Annotated in this window: 15 protein-coding genes and 1 pseudogene; 8 read left to right on the plus strand and 8 right to left on the minus strand. The window is 63.1% G+C overall.

From position 1 onward, the window contains the following. Positions 1-73: 73 nt before the first annotated feature. Complete coding sequence (locus V1278_RS06070; RefSeq protein ID WP_028351757.1) at positions 74-277, plus strand: DUF1127 domain-containing protein; 204 nt, start codon at positions 74-76, stop codon at positions 275-277. A gap of 72 nt (positions 278-349) precedes the next feature. Further along, the gene (locus tag V1278_RS06075; protein ID WP_334380016.1) at positions 350-982 is read left to right on the plus strand and encodes a GNAT family N-acetyltransferase; all 633 of its coding nucleotides are present in this window, start codon (positions 350-352) and stop codon (positions 980-982) included. 65 nt (positions 983-1,047) lie between these two features. On the opposite strand, the gene V1278_RS06080 is transcribed toward V1278_RS06075, so the two are convergent. Both V1278_RS06080 and V1278_RS06085 read right to left on the minus strand, forming a co-directional pair. Next, positions 1,048-1,878, minus strand: coding sequence for an enoyl-CoA hydratase (locus V1278_RS06080; RefSeq protein WP_334380017.1), 831 nt, complete (start codon positions 1,876-1,878; stop codon positions 1,048-1,050). A gap of 110 nt (positions 1,879-1,988) precedes the next feature. Further along, the gene (locus V1278_RS06085; protein WP_334380018.1) at positions 1,989-2,690 is read right to left on the minus strand and encodes an SDR family NAD(P)-dependent oxidoreductase; all 702 of its coding nucleotides are present in this window, start codon (positions 2,688-2,690) and stop codon (positions 1,989-1,991) included. A gap of 171 nt (positions 2,691-2,861) precedes the next feature. Between V1278_RS06085 and V1278_RS06090 the strand changes: the two genes are divergently transcribed. Continuing rightward, entirely contained in the window at positions 2,862-4,631 is a 1,770-nt protein-coding gene (locus V1278_RS06090) for an acyl-CoA dehydrogenase family protein (protein ID WP_442893681.1), read from the plus strand. Positions 4,632-4,681: 50 nt separating this feature from the next. Continuing rightward, a complete protein-coding gene (locus V1278_RS06095) occupies positions 4,682-5,770 on the plus strand; it encodes a Zn-dependent alcohol dehydrogenase (protein ID WP_334365291.1) in 1,089 nt (362 codons plus the stop codon). Positions 5,771-5,927: 157 nt separating this feature from the next. Here V1278_RS06095 and V1278_RS06100 read toward each other — a convergent pair whose 3' ends face one another. From V1278_RS06100 to V1278_RS06125, 6 genes are all read right to left on the minus strand, one after another. Continuing rightward, a complete protein-coding gene (locus V1278_RS06100) occupies positions 5,928-6,281 on the minus strand; it encodes a nuclear transport factor 2 family protein (protein ID WP_334380020.1) in 354 nt (117 codons plus the stop codon). 38 nt (positions 6,282-6,319) lie between these two features. Further along, positions 6,320-6,880: a hypothetical protein gene (locus V1278_RS06105; RefSeq protein ID WP_334380021.1), complete on the minus strand. Its 561-nt coding sequence runs from the start codon at positions 6,878-6,880 to the stop codon at positions 6,320-6,322. Between the two features lie 75 nt (positions 6,881-6,955). Next, positions 6,956-8,428, minus strand: coding sequence for an amidase (locus tag V1278_RS06110; RefSeq protein ID WP_334380022.1), 1,473 nt, complete (start codon positions 8,426-8,428; stop codon positions 6,956-6,958). A 106-nt stretch (positions 8,429-8,534) separates the two neighbouring features. After that, on the minus strand, positions 8,535-9,713 hold the full coding sequence (locus V1278_RS06115) for an alpha/beta fold hydrolase (protein WP_334365287.1): 1,179 nt from the start codon (positions 9,711-9,713) through the stop codon (positions 8,535-8,537). 165 nt (positions 9,714-9,878) lie between these two features. Next, positions 9,879-11,420, minus strand: a complete 1,542-nt coding sequence (locus V1278_RS06120; protein WP_334380023.1) for an acyl-CoA synthetase — start codon at positions 11,418-11,420, stop codon at positions 9,879-9,881. 177 nt (positions 11,421-11,597) lie between these two features. Beyond that, positions 11,598-12,770: an acetyl-CoA C-acetyltransferase gene (locus V1278_RS06125; RefSeq protein ID WP_334380024.1), complete on the minus strand. Its 1,173-nt coding sequence runs from the start codon at positions 12,768-12,770 to the stop codon at positions 11,598-11,600. Positions 12,771-12,918: 148 nt separating this feature from the next. Between V1278_RS06125 and V1278_RS06130 the strand changes: the two genes are divergently transcribed. The 4 genes and pseudogenes from V1278_RS06130 to V1278_RS06145 all read left to right on the plus strand — a co-directional run bounded on the left by V1278_RS06130 (position 12,919) and on the right by V1278_RS06145 (position 16,587). Then, positions 12,919-13,593, plus strand: a complete 675-nt coding sequence (locus V1278_RS06130) for a TetR family transcriptional regulator (RefSeq protein ID WP_334380025.1) — start codon at positions 12,919-12,921, stop codon at positions 13,591-13,593. Between the two features lie 62 nt (positions 13,594-13,655). After that, positions 13,656-14,414, plus strand: a complete 759-nt coding sequence (locus tag V1278_RS06135; protein WP_334380026.1) for an SDR family NAD(P)-dependent oxidoreductase — start codon at positions 13,656-13,658, stop codon at positions 14,412-14,414. A 176-nt stretch (positions 14,415-14,590) separates the two neighbouring features. Then, positions 14,591-14,674: pseudogene (locus V1278_RS06140) on the plus strand (enoyl-CoA hydratase/isomerase family protein); the annotation flags it as partial. 41 nt (positions 14,675-14,715) lie between these two features. Further along, on the plus strand, positions 14,716-16,587 hold the full coding sequence (locus V1278_RS06145) for an AMP-binding protein (RefSeq protein ID WP_334380027.1): 1,872 nt from the start codon (positions 14,716-14,718) through the stop codon (positions 16,585-16,587). Positions 16,588-16,620: the final 33 nt, after the last annotated feature.

Below are 16,620 nucleotides of genomic sequence, written 5' to 3' on the forward strand. Positions count from 1 at the left end.
GTACAAAGTGTCGTTTGTGAACGGCCCCGGAAGCGCAGATATTAGCGCCAACAGATTACTACAGGAGCCGAAAATGTCCACTTACACGCATGAATCGATGATAAATCATCATGGACCGGGGATTTTGAGCCAATTGGCCGAGACCCTCCATGTCTGGCGGCAGCGCTACCAGTCCCGCCGCGAGCTGGCTAAGTGGTCCGAGCGCGAGCTGCACGACATCGGCGTCTCCTGGAGCGACGTCGCCTACGAGGCAGAAAAACCGTTCTGGCGGGCTTGAGTAGCAGCCGGCCGGCGCCGCCTCGTCTGGGGGACGCCGGCCATTTTCATTGAGGACCGGCGGGAGCGCGCCATGACCACGATGCGTTTCGACGATCTCAGGCAGTATTCGGACGTGCTGCGCTCGCGGCATGGCCAGGCCGTGACCGTGCGCTTCGTCGAGCCGCGCGACGCCAAGGCGCTGCAGAACTATTTCCGCGCGCTCTCGACGCGCTCCCGTTACAACCGCTTCCTCGGCGCCGCCAGCGAACTGCCGCCGTCCGAACTCGATCGCTTCATCCATGTCGGCGAAGCGGACCGGTTCAGTGTGGTCGCGACCATGCCGGTCGACGGCCGCGAGACCATCGTCGGCGAAGCGCGCTATGCCTTCGACAGCCAGACTGCTGCAATCGAACTCGGCCTGTCGATCGACGATCACTGGCAGGGCCATGGCATCGGCAAGGCGCTGTTGAAGAACCTCGAATGCCGCGCAGCCGCGTTCGGCGCCGAGCGCATCTTCGGCGACACGCTGCGTTCCAACGATGCCATGATCGCGCTCGCCCGCAAGTCCGGCTACGGCTTTACCAATACGCCCGGCGACTGGAAGCTGACGCGCTTCCAGAAAGATATCCAAAGTCACGTTCGTATCGAACCGCAGGAAATCCCATGCGCCAGTTGGCGGCTTGCCGCCGTCTCTCCCCGCGCAATGTCCTCGCTTGCGGTTTGACCACTGAGCCCGGTTCTGGCCGCGCCGGAACCGGGCCATTTTTCCGCTACCCGCGGAAAAGAACTTTAGCTTCCCCTGAACACCGGCTTGCGCTTGTCGATGAAGGCTTGCACCGCCTCCTTGTGATCGGCGGTGGTGGTCAGGCGGACGAGGCGCTCGGCCTCGTGGTCGCGCGCGGTGGCGAAATCGAATTGGAGCGCTTCGTCGAGATTGTCCTTGATGTAGCGCAGCGCGAGCGTCGGGCCTTCGGCCATGGATCTGGCAAGCGCGAAGGCCTCAGTCTGCAGCTTATCGTCGGGCACCACGCGGTTGACGAGGCCGATCGCCTCGCATCTGGCGGCATCGATCTTGTCGCCAGTAAACATCAGTTCGCGCGCCCGCGAGGTGCCGACCAGCCGCGTCAACAGCCAGGCGATGCCGTAATCGCCGGAGAGCGCGACGCGGACATAGCCGGTGGAGACGAAGGCGGATTGCGCCGCTAGTCTGATATCGCAGGCCAGCGCGAGCGCGAGGCCAGCGCCGACCGCGGGGCCGGGCAGCGCCGCAATCGTCGGCTTGCGCACCGAGGCAAGCGCGCCGGTAAGCAGGCGCTGCCGCTCCTGCAGGTCGGCGACCTTCTCGTCATACGCCATTTCGAGCTTTTTCTTGTGGCGATGCGCACCCATGCCCTTCACATTGCCGCCGGCGCAGAACGCGGTGCCCGCGCCGGTGAGCAGGAGCGCTCCGACCTCGGGATTTTCGCCGCAGCTCTTGATCATGCTGCGAAGCGCCGGCGTCAGCGTATCCGAGAACGCATTGCGCGCTTCGGGGCGGTTCAGCGTGATGATGGCGACGCGGTCGCGGATCACGCAGAGCAGCTCGTCGGTGCCGGTGTCGAGTTTGGTTTCGGTGGTCATGGTTTCCCCATTCCTGTCATTGCGAGGAGCGAAGCGACGAAGCAATCCATCTTCCTTTATGCGGCGCGGTGGATTGCTTCGCTGCGCTCGCAATGACGGCGGTGGCTGCCTCAAAACTTCTCCACCCAGGGCCGCAGCTCCACTTCCCACGTCCAGGCGCTGCGCGGTTGCTGCAGCACGTTCCAGTAGCTCAGCGCAATCGCGTCGGGATCGAGCATCGAATCCGGCCGATCGGCAACCTCCGTACGCGCAGCGCTACGGATGCCGCCGTCGATGACGAAATGCGCGACATGGATGCCCTGCGGCGACAATTCGCGCGCCATGCTTTGGGCCAGCCCGCGCAGTGCAAACTTGCCCATCGCGAACGGCGCCGACTGCGGATAGCCTTTCACGCTGGCGGAGGCGCCGGTGAACAGGATCGCGCCGTGCTTGTTCGGCAGCATGCGTGTCGCCGCCTGCTGGGCCACCAGAAAGCCGCCGAAGGCGGAGACTGCGATCGCATTCGCAACTTCGGCCGGAACCAGGTCGGTGAAGGCGCCGCGTGCGCGGCCGCTGGCATTATAGACGACGAGATCGGGCGTGCCGATCTCGCGCTCGACCATGCCAAAGAGACGTTCGACCTCCTCCGCCTCGGTAGCGTTGCAGGCAAAGGCGCGGGCGCCGGTCTCGGTGCAGAGCGCGCCAAGCTTCTCGATCTTGCGCGCGGCAAGCGCAACCTTGATGCCTTCGCGCGCGAACAGTCGCGCCAGCGACGCGCTCAATCCCTCGCCGACGCCAACAATCAGGGCAATCTTGTATTTTGGCAATTCCATGGGCGCAGTCCTCGGATGGTGGGGATTAGGTAATCTAGGAACCCGATTCCGCCTGGCAATCGTCCGCCATGGCGGCCCTCCAATTATGGTTGTTGACGGCACGTCCGCCCGCGTTATCGATAGTTGACCAACATCGGGCGGAACGAACAAGGGCCAAAAATGCATCCACTCATGCAAGACCGTGCAGCCGCCTCAGCCAATCAGCCGGGATTGCTCGCACCTGATACGACGGGGATGAATTTCTACCGCGCCGATCCGGCGTTGACGGATCTGCTTCGCCTGCATCTGCCGGACGCGCTGTTTCGCCATATCGAGCCGCATCTCGACCGGCTCGGCGAATTGGCCGGCGGCTATCTCGACGAATGCGCGCGGCTTGCCGACCGCCATACACCGGTGCTGCACGAGCGCGACAAGTTCGGCCGCGATATCCAACATATCGAATATCATCCGGCCTATCGCGAGCTGGAAAAAGCCGCGTTCGGCGAGTTCGGCATTCACGCGATGTCGATCCGCAAGGGCATCATGGGGTGGCCGGATAAATACCCCGTCGTCGCCAAGCATGCCTTCACGTTCCTGTTCAATCAGACCGAATTCGGCATGGGCTGTCCGATCAACGTCACGGATGGTTGCGCGAAACTGCTTAACAGTTTCGGCAGCGACGCGTTGAAGGCAAAGTATCTCGACGGCCTGACCCAGACCGACATGAGCAAGTTGACTCAGGGCGGCCAGTTCATGACCGAGAAGGAAGGCGGCTCCGACGTCGGCACGCTGACGACGCGGGCCGTGCAGGAAGGCGATCACTGGCGTCTCTACGGCGAGAAATGGTTCTGCTCCAATGCCGACGCCAAGATTGTGATGCTGCTGGCGCGGCCGGAAGGAGCGGGGCCCGGCACGCGCGGCGTCGGCCTGTTCCTGATGCCACGGTATCTCGATGACGGCTCGCAGAATCAGTACCGGATCGTTCGCCTGAAGGACAAGCTCGGCACCCGTTCGATGGCGTCGGGCGAGATCAAGTTTGAGGGCGCGATTGCCTACGCCGTCGGCAAGCTCGACCGCGGCTTCGTGCAGATGGCCGAGATGGTCAACTCCTCACGGTTGTCCAATGGCGTCAAGTCCACCGCGCTGATGCGGCGCGCGCACCATGACGCGATGACGGTGGCGAAGAACCGTGTGGTGTTCGGGCAGCGCATCATCGACCTGCCGCTGGCGCGGCGGCAGTTGATGAAGATCATGCTGCCGACCGAGCAGGCGCTGTCGATGAGTTTTCTCACGGCTGACGCGCTCGATCGCGCGGAAGCCGGCAGCCAGGATGCGGCGGCTTTGTTGCGTATCCTGACGCCGACGCTGAAATTCCGCGCCACGCGCGACGCGCGAAAAGTCTGCGGCGATGCGTTGGAGATGCGCGGCGGCATCGGCTACATTGAGGAGTTTGCCACCGCGCGGCTGCTGCGCGACGCGCATCTCGGCTCGATCTGGGAAGGCACCGGCAACATCGTCGCAATCGACGCGCTGACCCGCGCGGTCGGCCGCCACGGCGCCGACGCCGCGCTCGCGGCCGATCTGCACGCCCGCCTCGACGACAGCACCAACGTGCCGCAGGCCTGGCGCAATCGCTTACGTGAACTGACCGACAGCGCGGTCGGCTTTGCCCGCGAGGTAGCCAGCCGGCCCGACAATGAAGGCGATGCGCGGCGCGCCACCAGCCTGCTCTACCATGTCGCCAGCGCCGTTGCGCTGGCCTGGGAGGGCGGCCGTATCCACGAGATGCGCGGCGACGCCAGGCGGCTGTTGCTGTCGCGGATGGTGGTCGACCATCGCGTCACGCCGAGCGATCCGTTCCGGCTTGCGGAAAATGCCGCCCAGCGCGCGCTCACCGGCCATCTGCTCGGCGAACGCAGCGTCGGCATGGCCGAGGTTGGCGAATTGCTTGTCGCAGCGTAGGCTGCAGCCAGTACTGGTTCAAAAATAACAGAATTGATGGGGAAGCACCGATGAAGGCCGCCGTTCTGCATGAAGTCAACCAGCCGCTGGTGATAGAGGAGGTCAGCGTGCCGAATCCCGGTCCGCGCGAGGTCCTGATCCGCACGCGCGTCGCCGGCCTCTGTCATTCCGACCTGCACTTCATGGAGGGACTGTATCCGCACCCGCTGCCTGCCGTGCTTGGGCATGAATCGGCGGGCGTGGTCGAAAAGGTCGGCTCCGACGTCACCTATGTAAAACCCGGCGATCACGTCGTGACGTGTCTTTCGGTGTTCTGCGGCACCTGCGATAACTGCACCACCGGCCGCACCGTGCTGTGCACTGATACGACCGTGAAGATGCTGCCCGGTCAGTCGAACCGGCTGTCCTGGGCGCGTGAGGAGAAGCTTCATCAGTTCCTCAATCTCTCGTCGTTCGCCGAGCAGATGCTGGTGCACGAGAACGCCATCGTCAAAATCCGCAAGGACATGCCGTTGGAGCTCGCGGCCCTGATCGGCTGCGGCGTCATCACCGGCTATGGTGCGGTCGTGAACACCGCAAAGGTGCAGGCTGGCGAAACGGTGGCCGTGATCGGCTGCGGCGGCGTCGGCATGGCCGCGATCAATGGCGCCGCGATCGCCGGCGCCGGCCGCATCATCGCGATCGACACCAATCCGGCCAAGCTGCAGTTGGCCACAAAACTCGGCGCCACCGACATCGTCGATCCCTCCCGCGGCGATGTGGTGCAGCAGGTGCGCGAACTCACCGGCGGCGGCGTGCATCACTCCTTCGAGGTGCTGGGCCGCAAGGAGACCGCCGAACAGTCCTTCGCGATGCTGGCGGCCGGCGGCACCGCGACCATCGTCGGCATGATCCCGTTCGGCCAGAAGATCGAGCTGCACGGCTTCGACTTCCTACGCGAGCGCCGCATTCAGGGCTCGTCGATGGGCTCCAACCATTTCCGCGTCGACATGCCTCGCCTGGTCGAATTCTACATGCGCGGCAAGCTGCATCTGGAGGACTGGATCTCGGCCAAGCTGAAGCTCTCCGAAATCAACGAGGGTTTTGCCAACATGAAAGCCGGCAAGACGCTACGCAGCGTGATCGTGTTTGATGCGTGAGGCGTAGTTCGCAATTGCATCCGTCGTCCCGGCGAACGCCGGGACCCATACGCCGCGGCCCACGGAATGGGCACAAGGTGAGACGGCTTCTCTCCCAACCGGCGTCAGTAGTTATGGTCCCTGCTTTCGCAGGGACGACGCGGGATTGGATGTTTGCTCACCGCGACACGTGCGCCGACACCGCAAGCCACTTGCCATTCTGCTTCGCCCAGCAATCGGTATAGCGCCCGTGAGCCTGCTGGCCGTCCGCGGTCGTATAGCTCGTCGCGGCGTGGATAATGGCGAAGTCGCCGAGCACACGGATTTTGACGTCGTGCGTGGTCAGATTCTTGATCGTGACCGGCACAGCCGTCTGCTTCAGAAACGTCGCGCGGTCGACCAGCGTCTTGTCGGGATTTGAGCAATAGAAGTCGGCGGCAAGGATTTCATCGAAGCGCTTGACGTCGGAGTTTTGCACGGAAGCGACATAATCGCGGTTGAGCTCTGTCAGCTCGGCGAGGTCGTTGTTCATGATTCCTCCGGTTCTTGTTCGTCACTGCAGAGCGGCTATCACGCTGTTCTCGGCGAGCGTTTGATCACGACACGGGCGAGCGAGCCAAGCACGTAACCCGCGAGCGAGAAGGCGACAGGCGGCAAGAGCTGCTTGAGATCAAAGATGGCTCGAGACACGAGTTGTTCAAGCGCTGGCGGCACCAGCAGAAGATCCAAGTTCAGGAAAACAAGCGGCGATACCACGAGCAGCGCCAAACGGAGCCGGTGTTTGGCAAAGATGCATAGTACTGCAACGATAACCGCCGTGACGCTGAACAGGCCATAGGCAATCTCAAAGCCGAGAGCGTGGCGGATGTTGAAAGCAGTGGCCAGCAACAGACCCCAAACAAGGCCGGCCATCAGAAGCGCTGCGTCGTCGATGCGCGGGAAAAGCGGCAGATACCCCAGTGCCAGGAATGCCAGGATCGACAGGGTAGGCCAGGCAGCGACAAAGGTGCCATGCATCAGCCCCCACAAGTGGAACGTTGGCCAGCCGAGCGCGGCATAGGCATAGCCAAGCGGCCACATCAGCAGGAAGCCGGCGACGACGGCGATGACGCTTCGAATGAAAGTCCGCATGGCGCTTTCAACGATACCGCTTCACCTCCCGGCGAGGAGATTCGCTTGCGCGCAACTCCCCGGCACGAGGGATCTTCAATCATCAAACATCGGCGGCGGCTTGAAGCCGCCGAATTCGCGCTCGATCAGTTCCGCCAGCTTCAGCGTTGTGCGATCCTCCAGCCACGGCCCGACGATCTGCACACCGACCGGCAATCCGTCCGGCGAAAGGCCGGTCGGGATCGCGGTCGCGGGCAAGCCGGGTAGGGTGGCGATGCCCGGCCACGAAAGCTGATCGGGATAGACGTGCTCGTTGCCGTCGATCTCGATGCGACGTTTTTCCTGATCGACGGAATGGTCGTGCGGATAGGCCGGGGTCGGCATGATCGGACAGATCACAGCATCATAGGTCTTGAACAGTTCGCGCCATTGCGCCCGCAGGCGCGCACGCGCGACGTCGTCCATCAACCAGTTGCGGTGGCTTTGCGCCATGCCCCGCAGGCGTTCGGCAGCAAGGCTTACATCGCTCGGCGGTAGCGCGGCGGCGGCGGCCTGCGCGCCGGCATAGATTTCCGGCGGGAAGGAAGCGGCGAGGAACGACATCAGCATCCGCATGTAGAGCCGGGACGTCTCGGAAAAGTTTGGCAGCAACGGGCTGTTGCGATCGACCTTGGTGCCGGCCTTTTCGAGGTTGGCGGCGAGCTTGTGGATCGTGCCGCGCACCACCTCGTCGGTCGGCATGACCGGGTCGGTATCAACCACCAACACGCGAAAATCTTTCAGCGCGCCGTGGCGCGGCGGCGGCAGGGCAAGTTTGTAACCCTTGCCGGCCTCCAGCGGATCGGGACCGGCGATGGTGTCGAGCAGCAGCGAGAGATCGGCGACGCTGCGTGCCATCGGGCCGATCACGGCAAGGTCGCGGTCGAGCGGCAGCGGCTCGAATGGCGGCGGGGTGTGGCCACGCCCCGGCACCAGCGCAAAGGTCGGCTTGTGTGCATAGACGCCGCAATGGAACGCCGGCACGCGCAGCGAACCGCCGATGTCGGAGCCGAGCGATAGCGGGCCATAGCCGGCCGCGAGCGCGGCCGAGGAGCCGCCGGACGAGCCACCCGGCGTGCGGCCGAGATCATAAGGGTTATTGGTGGTGCCGTAGATGTCGTTGTAGCTCTGCCAGTCCGCGAGGTTGAGCGGCACGTTGGTTTTCGCAAGGATCACACCGCCGGCGTCTTTGACGCGCGAGATCGACAGCGCATCCTCCGTCGGCGTGAAATCCTTTTGCGCCGCAATGCCCCACGTCGTCGGCAGCCCCGCGATATTGTAGGATTCCTTCACGGTCAGCGGGAGGCCGAGCAGTGGCTTCTTCACGCCGCGCGCAAGTTCGGCGTCGGCCGCGCGGGCGGCGGCAAGGCCGCGTTCGAAATCGCGCACGCAAATCGCGTTGATCTTCGCATCGTGCCGCTCGATCCGGCCGATCGCGTCCTCGGCCAGTTCAACCGCGGAGACTTTCCTTGCGGCAAGCGCGGCCGATAGTTCAACGGCGGTCTTGAAACTCCATTGCGATTTGGCCAAGGCGTACGCTCCGCTCTGTTTCCGAATACGGCGCGGATGATGCGCAGTTTGGGTGCGTGCGGCAAGAGCAATAGCTGTACAGCGGCGGTCGTCTCTTGCCGGTACGTTACTGGCTCGCCTTTGTCCCTGCGTTGTCCTCTGCTTGTTGCAGGAATTGCATCAATAACCGGCTCACTTCGCCGGGCTGCTCCTGCTGCACCCAGTGGCCGGCGCCGTCGACAAGATGGCAGCCGGTCATGTTGGTGCAGGCTCGCGACTGCATCGCCTCATAGACGCCGGGGCGCTGATAGGTGCCCCAGTCCTGCTTGCCCGAGATGAAAGCGGACGGCACGTCGATGGTGCGGCCGGACCATATCTGCAATTCCGGCACAAACGCGCCGGAGGTGCCGCAGCGATACCACTGCAGCCCGCCCTGGAATCCGTTGCGCTGGTACTCGGCGCTGTAGAAGGCAAGCTCATTGTCCGGCAGCCATTTGTTGGCGGCGATTTCGGCGGCCGACGGCATTTCCTCGGCAACGGTGGCCGCCATGCCGTTGGCGAGGTCCATCACATAATAAGTCGGCAGCTTTGCGATCTCGTCTGCGCTCCAGGATTTCAGCGGGTAGGGCTGGTTGGCTTTCCAGTCGGCGCTCTTGTGGTGGTAATAGGCACGCAGGAAATCATGGACGCCCTGCGGCGCGCGGTGCATGTCGTTGTTCGCCTCGCGCGTCGAGTAATACCATTGGTAATGTTTTCGCGGGCGTGGCAGCGCAGCGAGCTCGCGGTGAATGGGATCATCGGCCGGCTTGGCGGGCTCGTGCACGGTGTTGAACGGCAGCGATGGAGGTCCGCCGAACGGTGCGCTCATCATGACGACCGAGCGAAACACGTCGGGCCGTATCAGCGCGCACCAGGCCGCGACCGACGAGCCGAAATCATGTCCGATCACGGCATCGACGCTTGCGTAGCCGAACGCCGACACCAGCCCCAGCGCGTCGCGCACCAGATTGGTGAGGCGGAACGAGGCGAGGTCGCCGTTATAGTCCGGATTCCATCCGGTGGTGCGGCCATAGCCGCGCTGGTCCGGCGCGATCACGTGATAGCCCGCGCCGGCGAGAACCGGCATCACCTTGCGCCAGGAATAGGCGAGTTCGGGAAAGCCGTGCAGGAGCAGGAGGCACGGACGGCCGGGTGTCTCGAAGCCGGCCTCTAGCACGTGCATGCGGAGGCCGTTGATGCCATCGACGTAGCGGGAGCGGATGGTGGAGGGGAGGGGGATTTCGGGGAGGGAAGTTGTTTTGTTCATCTGGCGCACTCCCTTGTCGTCCCGGACAAGTGAGCGTAGCGAGCGCGATCCGGGACCCATAACCACAAATGTTCGCCGCGATAAAAGGCTGTGGCCCCAGCTTTGTAAAGCGATCAACAGCGGCGGTTATAGGTCCCTGCGTTCGCAGGGACGACAATGGAGAGATTACGCTTTCACCGGCTTCGGCCAATATTTGTCGCGCAGGTGGCGCTTCACCAATTTTCCCGTCGGCGTGCGCGGCAACTCGGCTTCGAAGTCGATGCTCCTGGGGCACTTGATCGGCGACAGATGTTTTCGGCAGAACGCGATCAGTTCGGCCTCGAGATCCCTGCCGGCTTTTGCCATGTCGTGCGGCTGCACCACGGCCTTGACCTCCTCGCCCATTTCATCGTTGGGCACGCCGAACACGGCGACGTCGGAGACGGCAGGATGGGTGATCAGGATGTCCTCGGTCTCCTGCGGGTAGATGTTCACCCCGCCGGAGATGATCATGTAGCTCTTGCGGTCGGTGAGATAGAGATAGCCTTCCTCGTCGAGGTAGCCGACGTCGCCGAGCGTCGACCAGCCCTTGGCGTTGTAGGCCTTCTTGGTCTTCTCGGGATCGTTGTGATAGGTGAAAACAGGCGCGTCGGCGAAATAGACCGTGCCGATTTCGCCGGTCGGTCTCTCCTCGTCATTCTCGTCGAGGATTTTAACCTTGCCGACCACGGCGCGGCCGACGGTGCCGCGGTGGGTCAGCCATTGCTGCGAAGTTGAAACGGTGACGCCGTTGCCTTCGGAGCCGGCGTAATATTCGATCAGGATCGGCCCCCACCACTCGATCATTTTCGCTTTCACGTCGACCGGGCAGGGCGCGGCGGCGTGGATCGCGCCTTTCAGCGTCGAGACGTCGTAAGCCGCGCGCACCTCGTCCGGCAATTTCAGCATCCGCACGAACATGGTCGGCACGAGCTGCGACTGCGTGACCTTGTACTTCTCGACAAGCTTTAAGAATTCCTCGGCGTCGAAGTGCTCCATGATGATGGAGGTGCCGCCGAGCGTGATCGCGATCATGTTGAAGCGCAGGGGAGCTGCGTGATAGAGCGGCGCCGGCGACAGATAGATGCTGTCGGACGACATGCCGCACATGTCGGCGCAGAGAATTTTCAACAGCGGGTTCGGCACGTCGATCGCCTTGCCCTCGAACTCCTTCTTGATGCCCTTGGGCCGGCCGGTGGTGCCGGACGAATACAGCATGTCATAGCCGGCGACCTCGTCTGCAATCGGCGTCACAGGCATCGCAATCGCTTCCTTGTCGAAGGAACGGAAGCCGGGCGCCGGCTCGTCAACCATGAAGAACAGCGGCTCGCCGGGTTCGCCCTTGATCAGGCCCTTGACCTTGTCGGCACATTGCGGCGTGGTGATGAAGACCTTGGCGCCGCAATCGTTCACGATATAGGCGATCTCTTCCTCAGTGAGATAGCGGCTGATCGCGGTGTAATAGAGCCCGGCGCGTTGTGCCGCCCAGCAGATCTCCATGAACGCCAGGCGGTTTTCCATCAGGAATGCGATGTGGTCGCCGGCCTTCAAGCCGAGCTTGCGGAACAATTGCGCGCCCTGGTTCGATAGCTCGTCAAGCTCGCGATAGGTGATCGCCTTGCCGGTGCCGGCCATTTGGTAGGCGATCTTGTTCGGCGTATTCCGGGCGTGGATCGAGGGGTGAGTCATTCATAATCCCGAAAATAATGTGGTCGCCCCTGCGAACGCAGGGGCCCATAACCACCGCTCTGAATATTGAAACGAGCTGGAGCCCCAGCTACGTACAACCACAAACATTTGTGGTTATGGGTCCCTGCATTCGCAGGGACGACACCTTTGCTGTTGTGACGCCTGAGGGCGTGCTACTTACAGCCGCTCCACGATCGTCACGTTCGCCATGCCGCCGCCTTCGCACATGGTCTGCAGGCCGTAGCGCTTGTTGTTCTGCTTCAGCGCATTGACCAGCGTGGTCATCAGCTTGGTGCCGGAGCCGCCGAGCGGATGGCCGAGCGCGATCGCGCCGCCATTGACGTTGAGCCTGTCAGGATCGGCGCCCGTCGTCTTCAGCCACGCCACCGGCACGGCCGCGAAGGCTTCGTTGACCTCGAACAGGTCGATGTCATTGATCGACATGCCGGCCTTTTCCAGCGCCCGCTTGGTCGCGTGCAGCGGCGCATCCAGCATGATCACGGGATCGCCGCCCATCATGGTCATGTGATGGATGCGCGCCAACGGTTTGACGCCGAGCGACTTCAGGCCCTTCTCGTTGACCACCAGCACTCCGGAGGCGCCGTCGCAGATCTGGCTGGCGCTGGCGGCGGTGTGCTTGCCGTTCTCGGCAATCAGCTTGACGCCCCTGATGCCGTCGAGGCTGGCGTCGAAGCGGATGCCCTCGTCGATATGGTGGGTGTCAGTCGAGTTGTCGGCGCGGGTGATCTGCAGCGGAATGATTTCATCCCTGAACTTGCCGGCTTGCGTCGCGGCAATCGCGCGCTGATGGCTGTTGTAGGAGTACTCGTCGAGTTGGTCCTTGGAGAGCCCGTACTTCTCCGCCATCATTTCCGCGCCGGTGAACTGGCTGAACACGATGTTCGGATATTTCGCCTCGATGCCTGGACTCTTGTAGTGGCCAAAGCCGTTCTTGGCCGGCAGCGACGAAGCAAGCCCCATCGGCACCCGCGTCATCGATTCCACGCCGGCGGCGATCACGATATCCATCGAACCGGCCATCACTGCCTGCGCCGCAAAGTGCAGCGCCTGCTGCGACGAGCCGCACTGCCGGTCGACCGAGGTGGCGGGCACGCTCTCAGGCAGCTTCGAGGCCATCACCGCGTTGCGCGCGATGTTGTTGGATTGTTCGCCGGCCTGCATCACGCAGCCCATGATCACGTCCTCGATCTGGGCCGGGTCGACGCTGGTGCGGTCGACCAGCGAATTGAGCACGGAAGCGGCGAGATCGGCCGGGTGCCAGCCTGCGAGACGTCCGCCCTTGCGGCCACCGGCAGTGCGTGCGGCGGCGACGATATAGGCCTCGGCCATGTCTGTTCTCCCTGAATGTTGTTTGTGGCTTGGAAAGATGGGCCGGATTTAAGGGGGGCTGCGGGATTTAGTCAATCAATCAATTAACTCTTGAGTGCAGCCGCGGCATGCGCTTATGTGCGGCCAGATTTCCCGCCCCTCAGCAGTGATGGGATCACCGTTGAATACCAGCGTACCGGCCAGGCTCCCGAGCGGCAAAAACACCACCGCCGAGAAGCTGCTTGTGGCGGCGAGCGAGCTGATGATCGAGCGCGCCTCGATCGAGGTGTCGCTGTCCGACATCGCGCAGAAGTCGGGCGTCAATGCCGCGCTGGTGAAATACCATTTCGGCAACAAGGACGGGCTGTTGCTGGCGCTTCTGGCCAGGGACGCCGCGACCGAGATGTCGCAACTCGAATATCTGATCAGCCAGCCGATCTCGCCGACGGCAAAGCTTCGCCTGCATATCGGCGGCATCATCCGCGCCTATCACCAGTTCCCCTACATGAACCGGCTGATCCACTATCTCCTGCACGAGAGCAGCGCGGAAGCCTCAGACGAAGTCTCGCAATTCTTTGTCGCGCCCTTGCTCGACTTTCACCGCCGTCTGCTCGCCGAAGGCATCAAGGCCGGCGAGTTCCGCAAGGTCGATCCGGTCATGTTTTACACCAGCCTGATCGGCGCCTGCGATCACCTGTTCTTCGGCCGCCACGCGATGTCGCGCGCGACCGGGGTCGGTCCGGTCACCGACGAGGTCTGCCGCGAATACATCAAGCACATGGAAGCGCTGATCTGCGGCGGAATGCTGGAAGAAGGGAAGGGGCGAATAGCGAGTAGCGAATAGACCCATTCGCCGCTCGCTATTCGCCAACTAGAGAAGAAAACACCCAAGGAAAGGTTCTCAAAATGCAGTTGAAAGACGTTGCCGTTCTCATCACCGGCGGTGGCTCCGGCTTAGGGGCCGCGACCGCCCGCGCCATGGCCGCGAAGGGCGCCAAGATCGGCGTGCTCGACCAGAACAAGGAGAATGCCGAGAAGGTCGCAGCCGAAGTGAAGGGCGTAGCCCTTCATGCCGACGTCACCAGCGAGGAGCAGATGAAGGCGGCGATCGCCAAGGCGGAAGCCGCTCATGGTGTCGCGCGCGTACTGATGAACTGCGCCGGCATCGGCGGCTCGCAGCGCGTGGTCGGCAAGGACGGCGTCTATCCGCTGGAAAAGTTCGTCCGCATCATCAACGTCAACCTGATCGGCACCTTCAACGCGCTGCGCTTGTTCGCCGAGCGGCTCGCCACCGCGCCCCCCATCGGCGAAGAGCGCGGCGTCGTCGTCAACACCGCTTCCGTTGCGGCCTATGAAGGCCAGATCGGCCAGATCGCCTATTCCGCCTCCAAGGGCGGCATCGTCGGCCTCACTTTGCCGGCGGCACGCGATCTCGCGAGCCTGAAGATCCGCGTCAACACGATTGCCCCCGGCATCTTCTTCACGCCGCTGCTGATGGGCCTGAACGAGGAAGCCCGCAAGAGCCTGGGCGCCCAGGTGCCGCATCCGGCCCGCCTTGGCGAGCCCGACGAATACGGCGCGCTCGCGGTGCACATCGTCGAGAACGCGATGCTCAACGGCGAGACCATCCGCCTCGACGGCGCCATCCGCATGGCGCCGCGGTAGGGCAAACTCGGTCGTCGTCCCCGCGAACGCGGGGACCCATAACCACAGCGCTCTCGTTGAAGCGCGATGGGTCCCCAGCGTAGCGCAACAACGAAGACCTGTGGTTATGGGTCCCGGCTCGCGCTTCGCTTGGCCGGGACGACGGTGATGCGGAGCGCCTCGTGACTCAACCGCTGGTGTTGTGCAGCCGCTCGGAAGATTTCAACGAAGGCATCAGGGCCTTCCTCGAAAAGCGAAAGCCTGTCTATATCAGGCGATGACGACAAGATCCGCAAAGGACAAAAATTCCGGGAGACGCAATATGAGTGGGAGTGCAGCAAAGGTGCTGACAAAGCCGGCCTTCCGCAAGATCGAATGGTTGCCGCGCGACATCGCGGTCGAGCGTCGTCCCGATGGCGTCATCATCCTGAAGTCGCGCATTCCGCTGCAGCCCTACGAGAAGCACATTCCGGCGTCGCTTTCGAAATGGGCGAGGGAAGCGTCGGAGCGTACCTGGCTGGCGCAACGCGGCGGCGCTGAGCGGCAATGGCGGAAAGTCTCCTACGGCGAAGCCAAGCGCGTCGTCGACGGACTGACGCAGGGCCTGCTCAACCTTGGCCTCGAACCAGGCCGCCCCGTCGCGATCCTATCGGGCAACTCCATCGAGCACGCACTGATGACGCAGGCCGCGATGCAGGCGCGGCTGCCGGCGGCGCCGGTGTCGCCGGCCTATTCGCTGATGAGCCAGGATCATCTCAAGCTCAAATATCTCTTCAGCCTGATCAAGCCTGCGGTCGTGATGGTGCAGGACGGTCCGACCTTTGAGAAGGCGCTCAGGGCGATCGACCTGGCCGGCGTCACTGTGGTTCATGTCGCGCGCCCCTGCGAAGGTATCAAGAGTGTGTCGTTCGCCGAACTCGCGGCAACGCCGGCTACCAAAGATGTCGAAGACTCGATTTCAAAGATCACGCCGAAGACCGTCGGCAAGCTCTTGTTCACCTCGGGCTCGACCGGCATGCCGAAGGCCGTCATCAACACCCAGGAGATGATGTGCGCCAACGCGGCGATGATGATGCAGGTGCGCCGGCGCGACCCGAATGGGCCGGTTTCTACCTATCTCGACTGGATGCCCTGGAATCACACCATGGGCGGCAATGCGCTGTTCAACCCGGCGCTGATCGACGGCGGCACGCTCTATATCGACGACGGCCGCCCGATGCCCGGTCAGTTCGAGGAGACCATTCGCAATTTGCACGAGATATCGCCGACCTATTACGCCAACGTCCCCGCCGGCTACGCGGCGCTAGCTGCTGCGATGGAGAAGGACGACGCGCTGTGCCGCAGCTTCTTCAAGAACCTGACCGTGATGGCCTATGGCGGCGCGCGGCTGCCGGACGATCTTTACGACCGTATGCAGGCGCTGGCGGTGAAGACCACCGGCGAGCGCATCGTGTTCTACACCGGCTGGGGTTCGACCGAGACCGCGCCGACCTCGACCGGCACCTATTGGGACACTGAGCGCGTCGGCCTGATCGGCCTGCCGTTTCCTGGCGTCGAGCTGAAGATGGTGCCGTGCGGCTCCAAATACGAATTGCGCCTGCGCGGCATCAACGTCACGCCGGGCTATTTCGGCCAGCCTGAATTGACGAAGAAGATGTTCGACGAGGAAGGTTTTTACTGCATCGGCGACGCCGGCGTGTTCGTCGATGAGAAGGATCCGCTGCAGGGCATCATCTTCGCCGGCCGCGTGGTTGAAGACTTCAAGCTCACGACCGGCACCTTCGTCCATGTCGGCTCATTGCGCACCGATGCCATCGCGGCCGCGACGCCGGTGGTGCACGACGCGCTGGTCACGGGGCAGGATCGTCCGTTCATCGGACTTTTGGCCTGGCCCAATCTGCACGCCTGCCGGCAGATCGTGGGGAGTCTCGATGCGACGTTTGAGCAGGTGGTCAAGCATCCCCAGGTGATCGCCTGCCTGAAGCGTGGCTTGGAGGCGCATAACGCCTCCGCCACCGGCAGCAGCATGCGGATTGCGCGCGCCATGCTGATGGCCGAGCCGCCCTCGATCGACGGCAATGAACTCACCGACAAGGGCTACATCAACCAGCGCGCCGGCCTCGAACGCCGCGCCGCGCTGGTGGAGAAGCTTTATGCTGATCAGCCGGGAGAGGACGTGATTGTGCTGCAATGAAAACCACCCTTCATCGTCGTCCCGCGAACGCGG

It is taken from the genome of Bradyrhizobium sp. AZCC 1577 (assembly GCF_036924575.1).
Lineage (GTDB): Bacteria > Pseudomonadota > Alphaproteobacteria > Rhizobiales > Xanthobacteraceae > Bradyrhizobium.

Bases quoted from the DNA above. Each gene is read 5' to 3' on its own strand.
- V1278_RS06070 (WP_028351757.1), top strand. From the start codon at position 74: ATGTCCACTTACACGCATGAATCGATGATAAATCATCATGGACCGGGG.
- V1278_RS06075 (WP_334380016.1), top strand. From the start codon at position 350: ATGACCACGATGCGTTTCGACGATCTCAGGCAGTATTCGGACGTGCTG.
- V1278_RS06080 (WP_334380017.1), bottom strand. From the start codon at position 1,878: ATGACCACCGAAACCAAACTCGACACCGGCACCGACGAGCTGCTCTGC.
- V1278_RS06085 (WP_334380018.1), bottom strand. From the start codon at position 2,690: ATGGAATTGCCAAAATACAAGATTGCCCTGATTGTTGGCGTCGGCGAG.
- V1278_RS06090 (WP_442893681.1), top strand. From the start codon at position 2,862: ATGCAAGACCGTGCAGCCGCCTCAGCCAATCAGCCGGGATTGCTCGCA.
- V1278_RS06095 (WP_334365291.1), top strand. From the start codon at position 4,682: ATGAAGGCCGCCGTTCTGCATGAAGTCAACCAGCCGCTGGTGATAGAG.
- V1278_RS06100 (WP_334380020.1), bottom strand. From the start codon at position 6,281: ATGAACAACGACCTCGCCGAGCTGACAGAGCTCAACCGCGATTATGTC.
- V1278_RS06105 (WP_334380021.1), bottom strand. From the start codon at position 6,880: ATGCGGACTTTCATTCGAAGCGTCATCGCCGTCGTCGCCGGCTTCCTG.
- V1278_RS06115 (WP_334365287.1), bottom strand. From the start codon at position 9,713: ATGAACAAAACAACTTCCCTCCCCGAAATCCCCCTCCCCTCCACCATC.
- V1278_RS06120 (WP_334380023.1), bottom strand. From the start codon at position 11,420: ATGACTCACCCCTCGATCCACGCCCGGAATACGCCGAACAAGATCGCC.
- V1278_RS06125 (WP_334380024.1), bottom strand. From the start codon at position 12,770: ATGGCCGAGGCCTATATCGTCGCCGCCGCACGCACTGCCGGTGGCCGC.
- V1278_RS06130 (WP_334380025.1), top strand. From the start codon at position 12,919: ATGGGATCACCGTTGAATACCAGCGTACCGGCCAGGCTCCCGAGCGGC.
- V1278_RS06135 (WP_334380026.1), top strand. From the start codon at position 13,656: ATGCAGTTGAAAGACGTTGCCGTTCTCATCACCGGCGGTGGCTCCGGC.
- V1278_RS06145 (WP_334380027.1), top strand. From the start codon at position 14,716: ATGAGTGGGAGTGCAGCAAAGGTGCTGACAAAGCCGGCCTTCCGCAAG.